This is a genomic window from Microcystis sp. M113S1 (assembly GCF_020246945.1).
In the GTDB taxonomy this organism is placed as follows: Bacteria; Cyanobacteriota; Cyanobacteriia; order Cyanobacteriales; family Microcystaceae; genus Microcystis.
In genome coordinates this window covers 1-20,061 of the sequence record NZ_JADBSA010000031.1, presented here as the reverse complement: position 1 = coordinate 20,061, position 20,061 = coordinate 1, and the positions used below count along the sequence as shown (strand labels likewise).

7 protein-coding genes and 1 pseudogene are annotated in these 20,061 nt (G+C 39.5%); 5 read left to right on the top strand and 3 right to left on the bottom strand.

Going from position 1 to position 20,061, the window contains the following annotated elements:
- The first annotated feature begins 8 nt into the window (after positions 1-8).
- Complete coding sequence (locus IM319_RS01880; RefSeq protein WP_287734402.1) at positions 9-6,389, top strand: non-ribosomal peptide synthetase; 6,381 nt, start codon at positions 9-11, stop codon at positions 6,387-6,389.
- Positions 6,386-10,258, top strand: coding sequence for a non-ribosomal peptide synthetase (locus IM319_RS01875; protein ID WP_287734401.1), 3,873 nt, complete (start codon positions 6,386-6,388; stop codon positions 10,256-10,258). The genes IM319_RS01880 and IM319_RS01875 overlap by 4 nt, the downstream gene beginning before the upstream one ends.
- A 307-nt stretch (positions 10,259-10,565) precedes the next feature.
- On the opposite strand, the gene IM319_RS01870 is transcribed toward IM319_RS01875, so the two are convergent.
- The 3 genes from IM319_RS01870 to IM319_RS01860 all read right to left on the bottom strand — a co-directional run bounded on the left by IM319_RS01870 (position 10,566) and on the right by IM319_RS01860 (position 14,999).
- A complete protein-coding gene (locus IM319_RS01870) occupies positions 10,566-12,617 on the bottom strand; it encodes an FAD-dependent oxidoreductase (protein WP_287734400.1) in 2,052 nt (683 codons plus the stop codon).
- Positions 12,618-12,832: 215 nt separating this feature from the next.
- Positions 12,833-13,396, bottom strand: coding sequence for a Uma2 family endonuclease (locus IM319_RS01865; protein WP_287734398.1), 564 nt, complete (start codon positions 13,394-13,396; stop codon positions 12,833-12,835).
- Positions 13,397-13,472: 76 nt separating this feature from the next.
- Complete coding sequence (locus IM319_RS01860; RefSeq protein ID WP_287734419.1) at positions 13,473-14,999, bottom strand: AAA family ATPase; 1,527 nt, start codon at positions 14,997-14,999, stop codon at positions 13,473-13,475.
- Positions 15,000-15,783: 784 nt separating this feature from the next.
- Here IM319_RS01860 and IM319_RS01855 point away from each other — a divergent pair.
- The 3 genes and pseudogenes from IM319_RS01855 to IM319_RS01845 all read left to right on the top strand — a co-directional run.
- Positions 15,784-17,604: an EAL domain-containing protein gene (locus tag IM319_RS01855; protein ID WP_287734396.1), complete on the top strand. Its 1,821-nt coding sequence runs from the start codon at positions 15,784-15,786 to the stop codon at positions 17,602-17,604.
- 305 nt (positions 17,605-17,909) lie between these two features.
- Positions 17,910-18,911 carry a phosphoribulokinase gene (locus IM319_RS01850; RefSeq protein ID WP_287687044.1) on the top strand — a complete coding sequence of 334 codons (1,002 nt, stop codon included), beginning with the start codon at positions 17,910-17,912 and terminating at the stop codon, positions 18,909-18,911.
- Positions 18,912-19,215: 304 nt separating this feature from the next.
- A pseudogene (locus tag IM319_RS01845) lies at positions 19,216-20,061 on the top strand (RNA-guided endonuclease InsQ/TnpB family protein); the annotation flags it as partial.

Here is a 20,061-nt window from a genome sequence, read left to right as displayed (position 1 = left end):
AATCTTTCGTGGCAGACACAAAAAATCAACCCGCCAAAAATGTGGAGTCTATTTATCCTCTTTCCCCCATGCAGGAAGGGATGCTCTTTCATAGTCTCTATACTCCTGATTCAGGGATTTATTGTAGCCAAACTCTAATTACTCTGGAGGGAGAAATTAACCTTACAGTTTTTAGGCAAGCGTGGGAAAAAGTTGTCGAGCGTCACTCGGTATTAAGGACTCTATTTCTTTGGGAAAAACGGGAAAAACCTCTGCAAATTGTGCGAAAAAAGGTTGATTTGCCCTGGGATTATCAAGATTGGCGCAGTCTTTCCCCCAGAGAACAACAACAACGTTTAGATTTATTGTTACAAACAGAGCGTCAACAAGGGTTTGAACTCAAAGTTGCTCCTTTAATGCGCTGCTTGATGATTCAACTATCAGACCAAACTTATAAATTCCTCTGCAATCATCATCATATTATTCTGGATGGTTGGAGTATGCCTATTATTTATCAAGAAGTTTTAGGGTTTTATGAGGCAGGTATTCAAGGGAAAAGTTATCATCTTCCTTTGCCGCGTCCTTATCAAGATTATATTGTTTGGTTACAGCAGCAAAACCCATCTGTTGCTGAGAGTTTTTGGCAGCGAACTCTTGAAGGGTTTATGACTCCCACCCCCCTGAGGGTGGACAGACTCCAGTTAATGAAATCTGAAGGTAAGCCGACTTATAAAGAGTATAACTGTCATTTATCGGCTTCTCACTCGAAAGACCTGCAATCTTTGGCACAAAAGCATAATCTGACCTTATCTACTCTAGTACAGGCCGCTTGGGCGATTCTTCTCAGTCGCTATAGTGGGGAGTCAGAAGTTTTATTTGGGGTTACGGTTTCTGGTCGCCCCCATGATTTATCAGGGGTAGAACATAGGGTAGGATTATTTATTAATACATTGCCGCTGCGCGTCTCCATCAGAGAATCAGATTTATTGTTATCTTGGTTACAGGAATTACAGCAAAAGCAAGCAGAAATTCAGGATTATGCTTATGTTTCTCTGGCTGAAATACAGAGATTGAGTGATATTCCACCGGGGGTTCCCCTGTTTGAGAGTTTGGTCGTTTTTGAGAATTATCCCAGAGAAGCGTTATCGAGAGATTCTCGTCAATCCTTAAGGGTTAAGGATGTGGAGAATTTTGAGGAAACTAATTATCCTTTGACGGTGGTTGCTATTCCTAAACAGGAGTTACTGATTCAGTTAATCTATGATACTGGCCGTTTTACTCAGGATACGATTGAACGGATGGCAGGACATTTACAGACTATTTTAACAGGAATTGTTACTGAACCTCTGCAACGAGTAACACAATTACCTATATTGACAACAGAAGAGCAACATCAGTTATTAGTAGAGTGGAACAATACTGAGGCTGATTATCCTTTAGATAAGTCTTTGCATCAATTATTTGAGGAACAAGTTGCCCAGAATCCCGAGGGAATAGCGGTTATTTTTGAAGGACACAAATTGACCTATCAACAGTTAAATAACCGGGGAAATCAGTTAGCTCACTGTTTACGAGATAAGGGGGTGAATCCAGAAAGTTTGGTCGGTATTTTTATGGAGCGTTCCCTAGAGATGGTCATCGGTTTATTAGGGATATTAAAAGCTGGGGGAGCTTATGTACCTTTAGAGCCAGATTATCCTACCGAGCGCTTGGGGGATATCCTCTCAGATTCGGGTGTTTCTTTGGTGTTAACTCAGGAATCTTTAGGGGATTTTCTTCCCCAAACTTGTGCCGAATTACTGTGTTTAGATAGGGATTGGGAAAAGATAGCTACCTATAGCCCAGAAAATCCCTTCAATCTAACGACTCCTGAGAATTTAGCCTATGTTATTTATACATCAGGTTCAACGGGAAAACCCAAAGGAGTATTAATTAGCCATCGGGGGTTAATGAATTTAATTTGTTGGCATCAAGACGCTTTTGAAATTACGCCTTTAGACAAAACTACTCAACTAGCAAGAAGCGCTTTTGATGCTGCGGTTTGGGAGTTATGGCCCTGTTTAACAGCCGGTGCGAGTCTTGTCTTAGTTAAACCTGAAATCATGCAATCTCCCCCGGAGTTGCGAGACTGGTTAATTGCCCAAGAAATCACCGTCAGCTTTTTACCAACTCCCCTAGTTGAGAAGATTTTATCTTTAGAATGGGATGAAAATATAGCCCTCAGAATTATCTTAACGGGTGGGGATAAACTCCATCATTATCCTTCAGTATCAATGCCTTTTAAGCTTATTAATAATTATGGTCCCACAGAGAATACAGTAGTAACCACTTCAGGAATAGTTCCCGATTATGAGGAAGGAAACTCCTCATCCCCGTCTATTGGTAAGCCAATTTCTAACACAAAAATTTATATTTTAGATCAGAATTTACAACCGCTTCCGATTGGGGTTCCTGGAGAGTTACATATTAGCAGTGTGGGGTTAGCGCGGGGTTATCTCAATCGTCTGGAATTAACTAAAGAAAAATTTATTTCTAACCCTTTTAATTCGGGTATATTATATAAAACGGGGGATTTAGTTCGCTATCTTCCAGAGGGCAATATTGAATTTTTAGGGCGCATTGATAATCAGGTTAAGCTGAGGGGATTACGGATTGAATTAGGGGAAATAGAAGCAGTTTTAGAGACCCATTCTCAAGTGGAAAAAGCCGTAGTTATTTTGCGAGAAGATACGTCAGAAAATCAACGCTTAGTCGCTTATATAGTCTGGAAATTCCCCTCATTAGGTATCGGAGAATTGCGCCGTTTCTTGCAGCATCAACTCCCCGCTTATATGGTTCCTTCTGCCTTTGTCATGTTGTCAGATTTTCCCTTAAATAACAATGGCAAGATAGACAGGAAAAAATTACCTGTCCCCGATGAGACATCAATTATTGAATCTGCTTATATAGCCCCAAGAAATGAAAAAGAAAGCCTCTTAGCTCAGATTTGGCAAGATGTTCTTCAGCTATCACAAATAGGGGTTAATGACAACTTCTTTGAGTTAGGAGGACATAGCTTAAAAGCTATTTCTCTAGTGAGTAAAATTCAAGAAAAGTTAGGGCAATCTTTGCCCATTAAACAAGTATTTGCTCATCCTACCATTGCTGAACAAGCAGAATTATTAAGCACTGTTACCCCTCTGACGGTAGCCACTATTCCCCTTGTATCTGCACAAGAAACCTACGAAACATCCCATGCTCAGAGACGTTTCTATGTCTTGCAACAGATGGAGCTCAATAATGTAGCTTATCATATTGTTTCCACCCTCAAAATAGCAGGAAATTTTAGCCCAGATGTCTTTGAAAAAGCCATACAATTATTGATTTCCCGTCATGAATCCCTGCGGACATCTTTCATTTTAATTAACGGTGAACCACAACAGAAAATCCTGCAAAATCGTCCTTTTGATTGGGAATTTAAAGACTGGACAAATAAACCTGATGAAGAAATCTTAGAAACGATTGCAAAAGAGAGAAAAGCGTTTGACTTAGAAAAAAGTCCCCTGGTGCGCTCTAAGGTTTATAAACTGTCTCCGAATGAATATATTTTGGAGTTAGAAATTCATCATATTATCTGTGATGGTTGGTCAATGAGTTTGTTAGCTAAAGAATGCTTAGAATACTACTCTGATTTAGCCAAAGGATTACAGCCTAATATAGAGCCATTGCCGATACAATATAAAGATTATGCAGGGTGGCAAAATAATCTTTTAAGGAGCGAAAATAATTCAAAAAACCTAGATTACTGGCGGCAAAAACTGGACAATGGACAACTGACCAGAGTTCACTTACCGACAGACTTTAAACGTCCCCAAATAAAGACGTTTAAGGGTTCTCATTTAAGCTGGACATTTGACCGAGAAACGATTTCTAAATTAAGAAAAATTTGTCAGGAAAACGAAATAACCCTATTCATGGCATTGGTAGCGGCTGTCAAAATATTACTGTATCGCTACAGTGGTCAACATGATATTACTATTGGTACAGAAATCGCCACTAGAAACCATCCTCAACTGCAATCTCTAATCGGTTTATTTCTCAATACCTTAGTTATTCGTGACCAAATTGAACCCGAAAAAGGCTACAAAAATCTACTCGCAAAGGTTCGTCAAACCGTTACCGAAGCCTTAGAACATTCCGATTATCCCTTTGATATTTTAGTAGAAAAATTAGCTGTTTCTAGAGAAATTAACCGCACTCCCTTGTTTGATATATTAGTCCTTCTGCAAAATTTTGATCAACCTGTAGGCTTAGAAAATATACAAATAAAATCTCTAGATTCCCTGACCCCGACCAGTAAGTTTGATCTATCTTTTGTGTTTAGTGAAGCTCAGGAAAAACTCAGATTAGAGCTAATTTATAACACCGACTTATTCCAAGAGGAGAGGATGAAAAAATGTCTCATTCACTTCGATAAACTCTTGAATGAAATGCTATCTAACCCTGCCCAACCCGTCAAAGACATTTCTTTGTTATCGGCAGCAGAAACCGCTTTCATCGCCAATTTTATCAATCCTATTCCTCGCTTAGAAACCCGTACCATTATCCATGATTTTATTGACCAAGTTGAAGCCAAACCGGAGAAAACATCGATTATTTATCCAGGGGGTAAATTTAGCTATCAAGAATTACATGAACTAACTAACTTTTGGGCTTATGCCTTAAAAGAATTAGGCGTGGAAAAAGACAAGGTTTGTGGTGTTCTCCTAGAAGGAGATTATCGTCAGTTAATCGCCATGCTGGCAGTATTTAAAGCCGGAGGAATCTATTTACCTCTACGTTTAGATGAACCAGAGGAGCGTCGGCAACGCATGATGATTAAAACTAGCCCCGAAATTATCTTAGTTGCGGCGGAGAATTTAGAGGGGATTAAACCCCAACTATCCGCATTAGAAAAACCGCCTCATATCTTAGTGGTTAAGGCTCATAAAATTCAGCAATATCATCAGTGGAATGGCATGGATTATCAAGAGCTTCCTTGCCAATTAAGCAAACTGCAACCCGTTCTAGCTATGCCGGATGCTGATGATTCTAATTATATTATGTTTACTTCTGGCTCAACCGGTGAACCTAAAGCAATTTTAGGCAGTCACGGCAGCTTACGTCATTTCATTGATTGGGAAAAACGGGAATTTGGCATTAATGAAAGTTGGCGCTGTTTACAAATTGCTCAAATTAATTTTGATGCTTATTTGAGGGAAACCTGTGTGACTTTATGCTCAGGGGGAACTCTGTATATTCCAGAGAGTACAGAGCGAGAAGACTTAGAGCTTTTATTACTGCGAATAGGAGAATGGAAAATTAACTTACTACACACTGTCCCCTCGGTAATGCGTCTATTTTTAAAGATGGGGCGTGGTTTAATTAATGCTCATAATCTCCTGAAAAATTTGCGAATTTTTGTCTTAGGAGGAGAGCCTTTATTTGTGAAAGAACTGGCTGAATGGCATCAAATTTTTGGCTCTCAGACAGAATTTGTCAATATTTATGGAGCAAGTGAAACTACATTTGTTAAGCATTTTTATCGAATTCCTAACCCTAATAATATTCCCTATGAACGGGTTCCGGGTGGTCAAACTTTGCCAGATGCCGCTTATGCAGTGGTTGATGGAAATCGCGCCAGGGCAATAGGAGAAGTAGGAGAAGTGTTCGTTAAATCCCCCTATTTAACAAAAGGTTATTATCAAGATGAAAGCTTAACTCATTCAGTTTTTGTGCCTAATCCTTTGAATGGGGGGAGGGATATAGTTTATCGTACTGGAGACTTAGGCAGACTGCTTCCTGATCTAACTTTAGAAGTAATAGGACGCAGTGACAACCAAATTAAATTAAATGGGGTACGGATTGAATTAGGAGAGATTGAAGATGTCCTCAGTGCGATTGAGGGAGTAGAAAAAGCCTTAGTTATAGCTAATAAAAAGGAGGAATTAGTAACCGTAATTGCTTATTATCAAGCAGAGGATACAGTTCATCAGGAATATATTCGAGGTAAATTAAAGCAACTCTTACCGATTTATATGCAGCCTAGCTTTTTAATGCGGTTAGAAGCTTTTCCCTTGTTACCCAATGGAAAAATTCATCGTCTAGCTTTGCCAAAACCCGAAGAAAATATTACTGACTCAACTAACCAAGTCCCAGATTTTAATCCACAAGAAGCTTTATTAGCTTCCCTTTGGGGTGAGTTATTAGAAGCAGAAGTGAGTAACAGTAATCAGTCATTTTTTGAACTAGGAGGAAACAGTCTAAAGGCGATGCGCTTAGTGTCACAAATCCGTAATCAATTTGGGGTTTCCCTCCGATTACGGGAAATTTTTACCCATAATACTTTAAAAGAACAAGCTGTATTAATTCAATCCCGACAAAAACGATGATCAACTTACCACAATCTGACTCAATTAACCCACTGGAAAAACAAAAATATTACGAAGTCTCTCACGGTCAAAGAAGGCTTTGGATTTTGCAGCATATCAGCGAATCTTCTAGTGCTTATAATATTAGGCTTGCCATGAGAATTAATGGCAAATTAGATGTTTCTATATTAACAGCAGCCTTTCAAGAACTGGTGAACCGTCATGAAATTCTCAGAACCACTTTTACCAGTGTTGGGGGCAATATTAAGCAAGTTATTCATGAGCAAATCCCCACAGAACAGTTAATCATTTTTAAAGATTTAAGAGGAGAAAAAGAGGCTGAACTTTTAGCAGATGATTTGATTCAAGATTCGGCAAATTTACCTTTTAGTCTAGAAAAGTTGCCCCTTGTTCGAGTCTTATTGGTGCAGATTAAGTCAGAAGAATTTATCTTTGGTTTGACTGTCCATCATATTATTGGAGATGCACAATCACTTGATATTATCTTTCAAGAGTTCTTGACATTATACTCTGCTTATACTCAACAAAAAAAAGCTGAATTACCCCCTCTTACCCTACAGTATAAAGACTATGCGGCATGGCAAAATCAGTGGTTAGAAACTGAAGAAGTTAGAGAACAACATGAGTATTGGTGTGAGGTTTTTTCCGAACATCCCCCTATCTTAAACTTACCGATAGACTTCCCTCGACCTCAAGTAAAATCTTCTCAAGCGGCTTCCTACACTTATCAATTTAGTGAGAGTCTTAGCCAACAATTACAAACCTTTGCAACTGGAAATAATACGACTCTATTTATTACCCTACTGACTTTCTTTAAAATATTACTCTACCGCCACACCGGTCAACGGGATTTAGTAGTTGGTATCCCTATTTCAGCACGAAATCATCCTGATTTAGAAAACCAGATCGGGTTTTATGTTAACACCTTGGCTTTGAGATCTTTATTACCAGAGGGAGTAACTTTTAAGCAAGTCTTAGGGGAAGTAACTAACACCTGTCTTGATGCTTATGAATATCGTGATTATCCTTTTGATAAATTAGTATCTGCTCTCAATTTAGAACGAGATCTGTCCCGAAATCCCTTATTTGATGTCATGTTTTCTCTACTGGGTAAAGAAAGCAAAACTGTCTTAAAAATTCCAGGTTTGGAACATCAACCCTATCCCCTAAAACCACGCATGGCTCAATTTGATATGACTTGGAGCTTCTTTGAAGATAGTCATAATCTTATATTAGCTATTGAATATGAGCCAGATTTATTTTTGCCTGAAACTATCGCCAGAATGAGCGGTCACTTTTTACAAATTATTGAAAGTGTAATTCAGAATCCAGATTGTCAATTATCTGAGATTAATTTATTAACCCCTGAAGAACGGCATCAATTACTAATAGAGTGGAATCAAACCGAAGTCGCTTATTCTCAAAAGTGTCTGCACCAGTTAGTTGAAGAAAAAGTTAGAGATAATCCCGAGGCAATAGCTCTTATTTTTGATGGCGAAAAATTGACCTATCGAGAGTTAAATAATCGAGCTAATCAAGTCGGTCACTATTTACAAGAAAAAGGCGTAACTTCAGAAGTATTAGTGGGGATTTTTATTGAGCGTTCCTTTGAGATGATCATCGGAATATTGGGAATTATTAAAGCCGGGGGAGCTTATGTTCCTTTGGATCCTAATTATCCCCCTGAGCGCTTGGATTATATGATATCTGATTCAGCTATCTCTCTGTTGTTAACTCAGCAATCTTTAGTTCAATCTCTACCAGAAAATTGCCCCAAAATACTGTGTTTAGATACAGATTGGTTAAAGATAGCTAATTATAGTCAAGAGAATTTGAACTCTCCAGTTAAACCAGAAAATTTAGCTTATGTTATATACACTTCTGGTTCAACAGGAAAACCTAAAGGTGTGATGAATATTCATAGAGGAATTTCTAATACTCTGAAATACACTATTGATTATTATAATCTTACCTCTGAAGAGCGCATTCTCCAAATTACTCCCTTTAGTTTTGATGTTTCAGTTTGGGAAGTTTTCTCATCTTTAACATCTGGTGCTACCCTAGTCGTGGCTAAACCTGACGGGTATAAAGATATAGATTATTTAATAGATTTAATTGTGCAAGAACAAGTAACTTATTTCACTTGTGTTCCCTCAATATTGCGAGTTTTTCTGCAACATCCCAAGAGCAAAGATTGCCACTGTTTAAAACGAGTAATTGTCGGGGGAGAAGCCTTATCTTATGAACTCAATCAACGATTTTTTCAGCAGTTAAACTGTGAATTATATAACTTTTATGGACCGACAGAAGCAGCCGTTTATACCACTGGCTGGTGCTGTCAGCCAAATTCCCAAATTTCTATTGGATGTCCCCTTGCTAATGTTCAAGTTTATATCCTCGACAGCTATCTTCAACCGGTTCCTATTGGTGTTGCTGGAGAATTACATATTGGTGGAATGGGTTTAGCGCGTGGATACCTCAACCAACCTGAATTAACGGCTGAAAAATTTATTCCTCATCCTTTTGCTCAGGGGAAATTATATAAAACGGGGGATTTAGCTCGCTATCTTCCCGATGGCAATATTGAATATTTAGGGCGAATTGATAACCAAGTTAAGCTGAGAGGTTTCCGCATTGAATTAGGAGAAATTCAGACAGTTTTAGAAACTCATCCCAACGTCGAACAAGCTGTTGTGATTATGCGGGAAGACACATTACATAATCAACGGTTAGTTGCTTATGTAATGAGAAAAGATACTTTATTAACTTCTCAGGAGCTGCACCGTTTCTTACAACAGAAATTACCCGTTTATATGATCCCTTCTGCTTTTGTCCTGTTGTCGGATTTTCCCTTAAATCCTAACGGAAAAATAGACGTTCATAAATTGCCTATACCGGATGAGACTTCTCTAGTTGAATCACCCTATTTAGCACCCCGCAATTCAACGGAAACTATCTTAGTAAGTCTTTGGCAACAACTTCTACAAGCTGGCAAGATAGGGGTTAATGATAACTTCTTTGAGTTGGGGGGTCATTCATTACAAGCTATGAATCTTATGGCTTTAATTTATGAAAAAATGGCCATAGAAATTCCTTTATCAATGATTTATGAAAAGCCAACAGTAGCCGAATTAAGCGATTATATTATCTATGCTCAGGAGATGAATATTCAACCGAAAGAACGTCCTTATGTGGTGTTTAATAAGGAGCAAAAAAAAGCCGTCTTTTTATTTCCTCCCGCTCTTGGTTTCGCTGCTGCTTATGCCAATTTAGCAGAGTATCTAACGAATTATGCTATTTATACTTTCCGGTATATTAGCGATGAATTAATGTTAGAAAAATACGCTGAATTAATTGAGGATTTGGCTCAGAATCAAGATATAAAATTAATGGGACATTCCGCCGGCGGATTTTTAGCGATGTTAATGGCTCAACAATTAGAAAGTCGAGGGAGAGTTGTTTCTGATGTCATTTTACTGGATACTTACAGAGGAGGACGTGAGGCTAAAAAAGCTGATATGTCAGAGATTCAAGAAGGGGTTGATGCTTTCTTATTAAATCCCAAACGTCAGCAATTAAGAGGTTACTTTTTAGAGAATCAAAAACTCCGCAATCGCACTTATAATCAAGTGTGGGAATACTTTAATTTTCTTTGGAATTCCGACTTAAAAAATGTACAAATTCAAGGGACTATTCATTTGATTCGTGCTGAGGGAAACTATGAAGCTCAAGATGATTGGATACAAGCAACAAAAGGAGAAAGAATCAATCATTATGCCACTGGTATTCATCGTGAAATGATTGATCCTCCTTATCTTCCCAAAAACGCTCTGATTATTAATAGTATTCTCAACCCAAAACAGTCGTAACCGTTTTCTAGTTATTATCACAGTCCGAGTTGCTGACTGCTGACTGCTTAAAGACTCCTGACTCCTGCAATTTTTGTTAATTAGGGTTTGCTGAATAAATCTAAAAACCTTGTTGGGTAAGACTTTTAGACTTTTTGTCAATCAAAAAGTACCAGGCATGGGAGTGATCAGGGGGAAAATTCAGGTACTTTTTCCCTGAAAATTAGGTAGTTGGCCACCTGAAAATCGGTAAAACCCATCCCCCATCCCCCATCCCCCAACCCCCGACCCCCAACCCCCACCGAAAAACTTTTTCAGCAGACCCTAATTAATACCAATCATCCATCGACCGGAAAATTGAGGCATCGGGGAACACAGTTGGATTACCACTAGCAGCGATTTTTTGTCGTAATTCTCGCAGTTGTTTATTCCCAATGAGAAAGTCACTTTCTACTAATTGATAGGGCAGTACATTATTATCTAAAGCATACACGGCCGTGATGCCAGCAGCTACCCCAGAGGACCACTCGAAGGAATGGACACGATAGGCGGCCGCGGCAATATGACTAAGGGCGATACTTTTGCCCGCTATCAGTAAATTATCGATTTTTTGGGGAATTATAGCCCTTAAAGGGATCTCGAAGGGGTAAGCTTGCCCTTGTCCCTGTCTTTCTCCTGCTTTTTCTGTATTACCCGGTTTTTCGGGGGGATGTTCCGTCATGCAGGGATGAAAATCAATCGCATAGTGACCGATACCGACGGAATCGGGGTAAATAGTCGATCGCTTGCGTTTAACGGCCTTATCGGGGGATAATGTGCCATCAAGTACGGAAAATCCCTCTAATCCTGCCAAGGTGGCAATTAAGCGCCGATATTCTGCTGGAGAAAGATTTTGACGATAGAAATCGCTTTGAAAATTTTGTCGGGAAATATCGATTTCTGTGACGGTAAAACCATCGGGGTAAGTCAGGGAAGGACGACCGATAATCCGTCTTGCTTCCCGAATATAGGGATATTTTGACAAACCGTGGGCAGTACCCATGGGAGAATCAAAACCGGAGAGATAACGGTTATTCAAATGGGGAACTTTTACCCCGTCCCCTAACTGGGAATCGGTGGTTCCTTCTACTAACCAATAATAGTAGGAAATGGCGTGTTCTTCGCCCCTCGCGAGGGTTTCGGTGCGTAATCCTCCCATCCATCCCCCCGGAGATAACTGTCCTAACTGTTGCAACTGTTCACGGGTGTAGATAAAGTTATCCTTAGCAGTCCCCGGACGATAATCATTTCCCCAGGTCCAATTCTGCATGGAAATATCCCCCGGGACGGGTTCAGTGAAAGTAATTCCCCCAAAGGTTTTCTCTTTACCCAGTTGCGGACTCCAAATACGACGATAGGTGAAAACGAGGTCAAAATCGGCTAATCGGGGCAATTCATAGCTAAAATAGGGGGCATAGCGTTCATAATAAACGGGTTTCTCGTGGGTTTGTGGTTTTTCTGTTTCCTCCATGGCGAAGGTATAGGTAAAGCCTTGGGTACAGTAGGGGTCTCCAGTGACGCTAGAGGAAGAAGGTTCGAGATAACTGCGCTTATCGACACCTAAACGGTAGGGAATATCTGATAATCCGATTATTTCCCCGGTTTCGGTCGCTTCAATCACATACCAATCTGCTAATTGATTCGGTTGGGAGGATTTGGGGACAAAACGGAGGATTTTCTTATCAAAACGGGGAGAATTTTCGTAGCGATAGATATCCTCCATTTTTTGCGATAAAAACTCGGTATTTAGGGGAGGAGTACCTTTTGCGGGACTATGTTGAATAGCAATTACACCGGTAATCTGTTGACCAGTACCGCGATTGGGTAAAGTTTCAATATTTAATTCTTTGACTACCGTGGTGGGAAACCATTTCAGGGTTCCTTTGCCTTTTTTGGCAGCGTCTTCTAACTGTTGAAATAATAATTTATGTCCATCAAAAGGCAAAAAACAAGACCCGCTTACCCAACATTCTCCGGGGTTGCGTTTCCCGTAATGCTTTCTAATTCTTTCCCTAAATTCTAGATAACCTTTCGGGAAAAATAATTTTTCTCTTTGTGTTCGTCTTTCATCTAATGCGGAGGTTCCCTGAGAAGATATCTGTCCCCCCACCCAGTCGGTAATCTCGGTTAAACAGACGGTTTTTCCTAATAATAAAGCTTCGTAGGCCGCACCGGCACCGGCTAAACCACCACCCACCACCAGAATATCACAGCCGACGGTTTGATCCGGTTCTCGCGGGGGGGCTGCTAGGGTGAGGGGAGTGAAAGCTTGCAGGAGAAATAACCCCAAAGAGAGGGATTTGAGGGGAGTAAAGTGATGATTGAAAATTTTAGGTGACATTATTGACAAATATCAATGTTGTGACTGAGAGTTTCCTCTTTCTTTGAAGCAGTAGCCAGAGAATCTGTTCCTGAAATCCTGATTCTTTTTTTTGGGCGATATTGAGAGATTATACACCGCCAAGCTGACAATCGATCGCTTTTCTGGAAATGTTTTGACAAAATAGAGATAGCCTGATTCGGTGTCATTCCCTTTGTTATTCCCTGTAATCCTTCCTATGTTAAATTCAAAACAAACCCGGTTAACACATCTTCTCTGGATAAAATAGCAGGTAAATTAATAATTTCCACATCGCTATTTAGTCGGTAGATTTCCACCTGCTGCTGTTGCGGATTAATCAACCAACCTAAACGTAAACCACTGGCTAAATATTCACGCATCTTGTCCTGTAAAGAGGTTAAAGAATCGGTACGAGAACGTAATTCAATCACAAAATCGGGACACAAAGGTGGGAACTTTTCTCGCTCTTCTGCGCTCAAAGCTTCCCATCTCTCCCGTTTTATCCAAGCAACATCAGGAGAACGATCTCCTCCATTTGGTAAACGAAAAATTGTCGAAGAACTAAACAACTCACCAAGTTGAGTTTGTTCGTTCCATACCCCAACTTTAACAATCAAATTAGCTTCCTGTTTACCACTATTTCCACCCACGGGAGGCATAATTAATAATTCTCCTTTTTGATTACGTTCTAAATTCCATGTTTGATTAGCCTGACAGAGATGATAAAATTGTTCATCGGTCAGATTAACTGTCTCTAGATTTAACACTACAGTTTCCATAATCGCTTCTCCTTCTTGCTGCTTTATACAAGATAACTTAATTATAAGAATGGCTATATCGGTGATTCATCTCAACCTATTTATCTAATTGACTCTCTAAAAATTCTGGCCAATCGGGATTAGTAGTGTCTAGGGAAATTAGATAGGGTTGTTCTTTTTCATTAAAAGGTTCTGTTTTCTCAATTTGGGCATTTAAAACCTCGATAGTAGCGTCAGAAATATCACCTTTTCTAGCGGCAATCCGTTGTTTTAAAACTTCTATAGGTGCGTGACAATGGACAATATGAAAAGGAATCTGTAAATTTTGGGCATAGGTTAATAAGGGTTCTCGCCAAGCATATTTATCGTAGCGTGCATCGAGAATAACCGGATAACCTAAAGCTATTAAGATTTCGGCTAATTCTGCCATTCTAGCGAAGGTTTTTTGACTCATTTCCAGACTATATATGTCGAGAATTCCTGTTTGATTTAAGTCAATTCCAGCCAAATGTTTGCGAACTGCATCGGAACGAATCTGAATAGCATTAAGATTTTTAGCAATTACTTTCGCTATGGTACTCTTACCCGAGCCAGAAAATCCCGACATCAGAATTAATCTCGGTTTCTGCGGTTGTGTGTACTGCCAAGCTAATTGATAATAATCCTGTGCATTGGCTTTAATTTTCTCGGAAAAACTGTCACCATCAAGCAAAAAACTATTGACTTTTGCCCTCACATATGCTTGTCTAGTCAGGTAGAGAGGCAAGACTTTTAAACCCTCCCAGTCGGCGGTTTGTTCTAAATAAGTATTCACAAATAAATTAGCGAAATCTTCTCTCCCCCTAGCGGTTAAATCCATGGCTGTAAAAGCAAGATCATACATGACATCAACAAAGCGAAAAGATTCATTAAATTCTATGCGATCAAATAATTGTATTTCTCCCTGCCACTGACAGATATTATTTAAATGTAAGTCTCCGTGACATTCGCGAATCATCCCTTTTATTTGTCTTTCTTCTAACCAATCTCCGTGTTCTGCGAAGAATTTATCTGTATAAGCTTTCGTTTCATCGTATTGTTTTTGGGTTTGGACAAAATTAATATATTTCTCGGTTTGTTGGTAGTTTTCATCAAAAGCTTGTTTAATAACTTCTAAATTGCCAAATTGGGTAATATAGGAATTAGTCAGAGCTTGTCGATGAAATCCTGCCACTTTTTCAGCCAAAGATTTTATGGCTTTTTCCGTTAGTTCTCCCCGTTCAAAAACCTTACTCAGTAAACATTCTTGGGGAAACTGATTCATTTTTAAAATGTATTCGATCGCTTTCCCTTCTCCATTTAAACTTATGCTACCCCGTTCCTCATTAATTGACAAAACTTCCAGATAGATATTCGCCGCGACTCTTTTATTTAACTCTAGTTCCTGTTCTAGATAATACTTTCTCTTTTCTAAAGTGGAGAAATCTAAAAAATTATAATTAACTGGTTTCTTGACTTTATAGGCATAATCTCCTGTCAAGAAGATAATTGAAGCATGGGTTTGGATAATTTCAACGGGAATTTTTACAGAATGAGGATAAAAGTCGGGATTTTTTAATTCTTCGATTAATCGGTTGCTATCCATAGGGAGAACTCCTGTCGGTTGCATCTCATTTTTGTCAATTTACTAGGTTGGGATTTTTAAAGGGAAACTCTCTGCTAGAATTGGCTGTTATTTCCGATTTTATCACTTAATCTTTGACTCTTGGGGGATTCTACCCCCCAAACCCTCCGTTGGGGAGTGGGAAGTGGGGAGAAGGGAGCGGGTTTTTAAAGTTTGATTGGCAGTTAGTCGTACCACTAAAAACCGATTTGCTCTCAGATGTCCGTGGAGGAACTGTCTCCCCCAAACGCTGGAAAGCATTAGCTTTGCAAGTGGGATGCTTACACGGGGTTGTTCATACATTTGTACCAGTTTAAGGATGACTGATAATGGCTGATTGTCGGTAAGCTGTTGACTATCTGAATTACTCGTTAAAACTGCGTGGGAGCGGGGTCAGCTTTAAGCCAAGTAATTAGGGGTACAGTTAGTTTTAGATAAATTTGATGCTGGCTATTCCTTCTTAAGTTATATTTATAAATATCCCCTCGACAGTTTGAAGATCGAACCTTTATCCAATCTTTACCATCAAAAACCGAGCATTTAGCCATGTTATCGACTATAATCGGCCTAGAACAGAACTTGGAGAAGTACAAGGATTTTGGTTGACTCAGGCCTTGAAACCAGAAGATGTGACGCAATTGCCGTTAAGTAACTGTTCCGAATCACACCCAACACTTTATTGAGAAAATAAATTAAGTCAAAGACGAATAAGCTATGACTTTTTGAGAGAGCATATTAACTTATATTTTGTCGAGGTACCGAAAAAATGATTAATGGTTCATCCAATTCCCGTTATCTCCTCATTGTGGAAGATCCTCAAGGGAGAAGAACAATTACCCTAGAAGACATGAAATATTCTCTCGGCCGTAAGTCCGATAATCAAATTGTTCTTCGCTCCAAACACGCGTCTCGCTATCATGCGACTTTAATTAAAAAGAGTATTGATCGCCAAAAATTTTCCTATTGGATTCTTGATGGTGATTTAGAGGGAAATAAAAGTCATAATGGTATTTATGTCAATGGGTCTAAATGCTTGGTTCATGAATTAAAAGATGGTGATTTAATTAACTTTGGCTGTGATATAAATGCCAGTTTTCATTTAATAGCCAGTCAAGAAAAAATAGAGCAAGCACCGGTTAAAAGTTCAGGACAGCTACGAGTGAATCTAACGGAAAATGAAGCAAATTATAGCCAGAATAACCTCCACACAAAAAGTACCCTAATTCTCCATAATTCCCCATCCCAGACCCTTAGTTTTGATAACAGGACTCAAGAGGAATCTTCCCTAGATCCTCTCACGAATTTGCCTAACCGTTCTCTCTTTAATGAATATCTGTCAAATGCTATTAATAATGCCCAGAAAAGTAATCAACTGCTCGGTCTGTTATTAGTGGATGTAGAGCGGCTAAGAAATATCAACAATCGACTAGGTTATCGACTGGGAGATAAGCTATTAAAAATCGTCAGTGAACGGTTAAGAAAAAATTTGAGATCGGGGGATATAGTCGCTCGTTGGGGAGGGGACGAATTTATTATCCTGCTGCCACAAATTAATAATGCCAATGATCTGGAAAAAGTTAGTCAAAGAATTATTAAAACCCTAGAAAATAATTACGAAATCGAAAATCACTCCCTAGCCGTGCGATTAAATTTAGGTTCAGTTATCTGTCCCCCCGTCGGCACAGACAGAAAAATAACTTTACAGAAACTGGAGAAGAATTTAGTAGCGGTCAAGAATAATATCAATAATAACTCCAGGATAGAGTCAGTTAATGTTCGCCCTAAAAATACTCGTAGTTCTAAAGTTGAATATTTTCTCTATCAGGCAATCAGAAACAATGAATTAGCTCTTTACTATCAACCGCAAGTTAATATGACTCAGGGACAAGTGGAAGGGTTAGAGGTATTATTGCGCTGGTTACACCCTCAATTCGGATTAATCGCTCCTAATCGTTTCTTACCCTTAGTCGAAGAAAGCGAGTTAATCCTTGAGCTTAATCGTTGGGTGCTGAAAAATGCCTGTCAACAAGCACAAATATGGCAGCAGCGAGGATTATTATACACTCCCATCTCGATCAATCTGTCCCCGCACCAATTGCGGGATCCGCAGTTGCTCACCATCCTCAAAGAAGTCTTGACTGAAAGCAAAATCGGGCCTTTCTTTCTGGAGATGGAAATAACCGAGACAAGTTTACTAGAAAATAGCCGCGAAACCGGTCGAATTCTTGGGGATTTGCAGGAATTGGGTATTAGTATCACCCTTGATGATTTTGGCAGCGGTTACGCGTCGATCGCCTATCTCGGTCAATTTCCCGTGAAAAAACTGAAAATAGAGCAATCTTTAACGAAAAACCTGAGTAATAATCCCCAAGATACCCGTTTTATCTCGTCATTGTTAGCGATAGCGAAAAGTTTTAACTTAATAGTGATCGCCAAGGGAGTAGAAACCCAACAACAATTAGAAATCCTGCAAGAATTAGGTTGCGAGAGAATGCAAGGCAATCGCATCAGTGGACCTCTAGCAGTGGAGGAAATAACTAAATTTCTCCACATCCACCGCAGCCTGTCAGTAATCAGCACTCAGTGATCAGTTACCAGTTATCAGTTATCAGATCTGGGTTTTTAGTCAGGGGTATTAAGTGAGGAGGATGAAATAGCATTAACAGTGCTGTCTTTTCACTGTTTACTGATTACTGATAAATGATTTTGGCCACTGATTCCGGTATGATCTGAACAGAATATCTAGTATCAAATACCTACTCATTCTAGCGTGAGGCTCTTGCCGAACCTGTCAGCAGCAGAAATTTGTGCCGGCGGGGTACTGCTGGATCCAGAGTCTGGTTTAATTACATACTATGGGTTAACAATTAGTTGTGTATTTAGAGGGAAACTATGGCCAATAAGCCAGAGCGCGTGGTTCTAATCGGTGTAGCTGGGGACTCCGGTTGTGGGAAGTCTACTTTTTTACGTCGTTTGACGGATTTATTCGGGGCCGAGTTTATGACAGTGATCTGTTTAGATGACTACCATTGTCTCGATCGCAAACAGAGAAAAGAGGTGGGTGTCACCGCACTCAATCCGAAAGCGAATAACTTTGACCTGATGTACGAGCAGATTAAAGCTCTCAAGGAAGGTCAAGCCATTAATAAACCTATTTATAATCATGAAACGGGAATGATCGATCCCCCCGAAATCATCGAACCGAATAAGGTAATCGTGATCGAGGGACTGCACCCCTTATATGATGAACGAGTCCGGGCCCTATTAGATTTCAGCGTTTATCTCGATATTAGCGATGAAGTCAAAGTTAACTGGAAAATTCAACGGGATATGGCCGAGCGCGGTCACACCTATGATGATGTGATGGCGGCTATTAATTCTAGAAAACCGGATTTCAGTGCCTATATCGATCCCCAAAGAGAGTACGCTGACGTGGTGATTCAAGTGCTGCCCACCCAATTACTTGAAGATCACGAAAGTAAGTTACTACGGGTCCGTTTAATCCAGAAAGAAGGGGTAGAAAACTTTGAACCCGCTTATCTGTTTGATGAAGGTTCCACCATCGATTGGCGGCCCTGTGGTCGTAAATTGACCTGCGCTTATCCCGGTATTAAACTCTACTATGGTCCAGATGGCTTCTTGGGGAATGAAGTGTCGATTCTGGAACTAGATGGTCAATTCGATAACCTCGAAGAAATGATCTACATCGAAAGCCATTTGAGTAAAACCGGTACTAAATACTACGGTGAAATGACCGAATTACTGCTCAAACACAAGGATTATCCCGGTTCTACCAATGGTACGGGTTTATTCCAAGTGTTAGTCGGTCTCAAAATGCGTGAAACCTACGAAAAACTAATGGCCGCTGAATCAAAAGTGGCAGCCCAAGTCTAGTTTCTAGTTTTGACCGAGCCGGCATCCTACCCTGGTAGGATGCCGTTTTTTTTAACTTAGTGTCAGCAGAAGTCCCTCGCTTTTAGCGATGGGATGAATGCTGATACTAAATCCGTTTTTAATCCTGTGATTAACTGCCGATCTAACTTTAAAAACCCAGTTATGGATTGTTTCCCCCCCATCCCCCATCCCCCATCCCCCATCCCTTCTCTCCTATACTTTTTAAACAGGATTTAGTATGACTTTGTATATAGACAATTCCTAAAAACTAGGTTATCATAGTTATAGTTTCTTGATAACAACTATGTACAAAGCGTACAAATTCAGACTTAAGCCTAATACCGAGCAAGAAATAGCCTTAACAAAAAGCTTTGGTTGTTGTCGTTGGTTTTAGAATTATTCCCTGAATTTATGCCAAGAAACCTATAAAACCACAGGAAAAGGACTGACAAGAAACTATATTCAGGGACTATTGCCTAGTCTCAAAAAAGAATATGAGTGGTTGACAGATGCTTATTCCCAGTGCTTACAGGTTGTTGCGTTGAACTTATCGCAAGCTTATCAGAATTTTTTTGAGAAACGGGCGAGATTACCAAGATTCAAATCTAAACATGGTAAACAATCAATTAGCTATCCAGCTAATGTCAAATTTGAGGGGGATTATCTAAAGCTTCCTAAAATTGGATTAGTTTATTGTGTTCGTCATCGGGAATTTGCAGGAACAATTAAAACTGTTACTATCTCAAAAAACCCAGACGGCAAATACTACGCTTCTATTTTAGTTGATGACGGATCAGAGTTGCCCAGTCAGTCATCGGACGGTAAAGCCATAGGAATCGATTTAGGACTTAATCATTTTGGTATTACCAGTAATGGTAGTAAATATGATAACCCTAAACATTTTGCTAAACATCAACGCAATCTAAAACGGAAACAACAAAAGCTTTCTCGTAAAAAGAAAGGAAGTAACAACCGTCAAAAAGCTAGACGTAAAGTAGCTAAAGTTCACTCTAAAATCTCAAGATGTCGTGAGGATTTTCTCCACAAGCTATCCCGTAAGATAGTTAACGAAAACCAAGTTATTGCGGTAGAAAATCTCAATGTCAAAGGCATGGTACGCAATCATAATTTAGCTAAGGCTATTAGTGAT

Bases quoted from the DNA above. Each gene is read 5' to 3' on its own strand.
- IM319_RS01875 (WP_287734401.1), top strand. From the start codon at position 6,386: ATGATCAACTTACCACAATCTGACTCAATTAACCCACTGGAAAAACAA.
- IM319_RS01870 (WP_287734400.1), bottom strand. From the start codon at position 12,617: ATGTCACCTAAAATTTTCAATCATCACTTTACTCCCCTCAAATCCCTC.
- IM319_RS01860 (WP_287734419.1), bottom strand. From the start codon at position 14,999: ATGGATAGCAACCGATTAATCGAAGAATTAAAAAATCCCGACTTTTAT.
- IM319_RS01855 (WP_287734396.1), top strand. From the start codon at position 15,784: ATGATTAATGGTTCATCCAATTCCCGTTATCTCCTCATTGTGGAAGAT.
- IM319_RS01850 (WP_287687044.1), top strand. From the start codon at position 17,910: ATGGCCAATAAGCCAGAGCGCGTGGTTCTAATCGGTGTAGCTGGGGAC.
- IM319_RS01865 (WP_287734398.1), bottom strand. From the start codon at position 13,396: ATGGAAACTGTAGTGTTAAATCTAGAGACAGTTAATCTGACCGATGAA.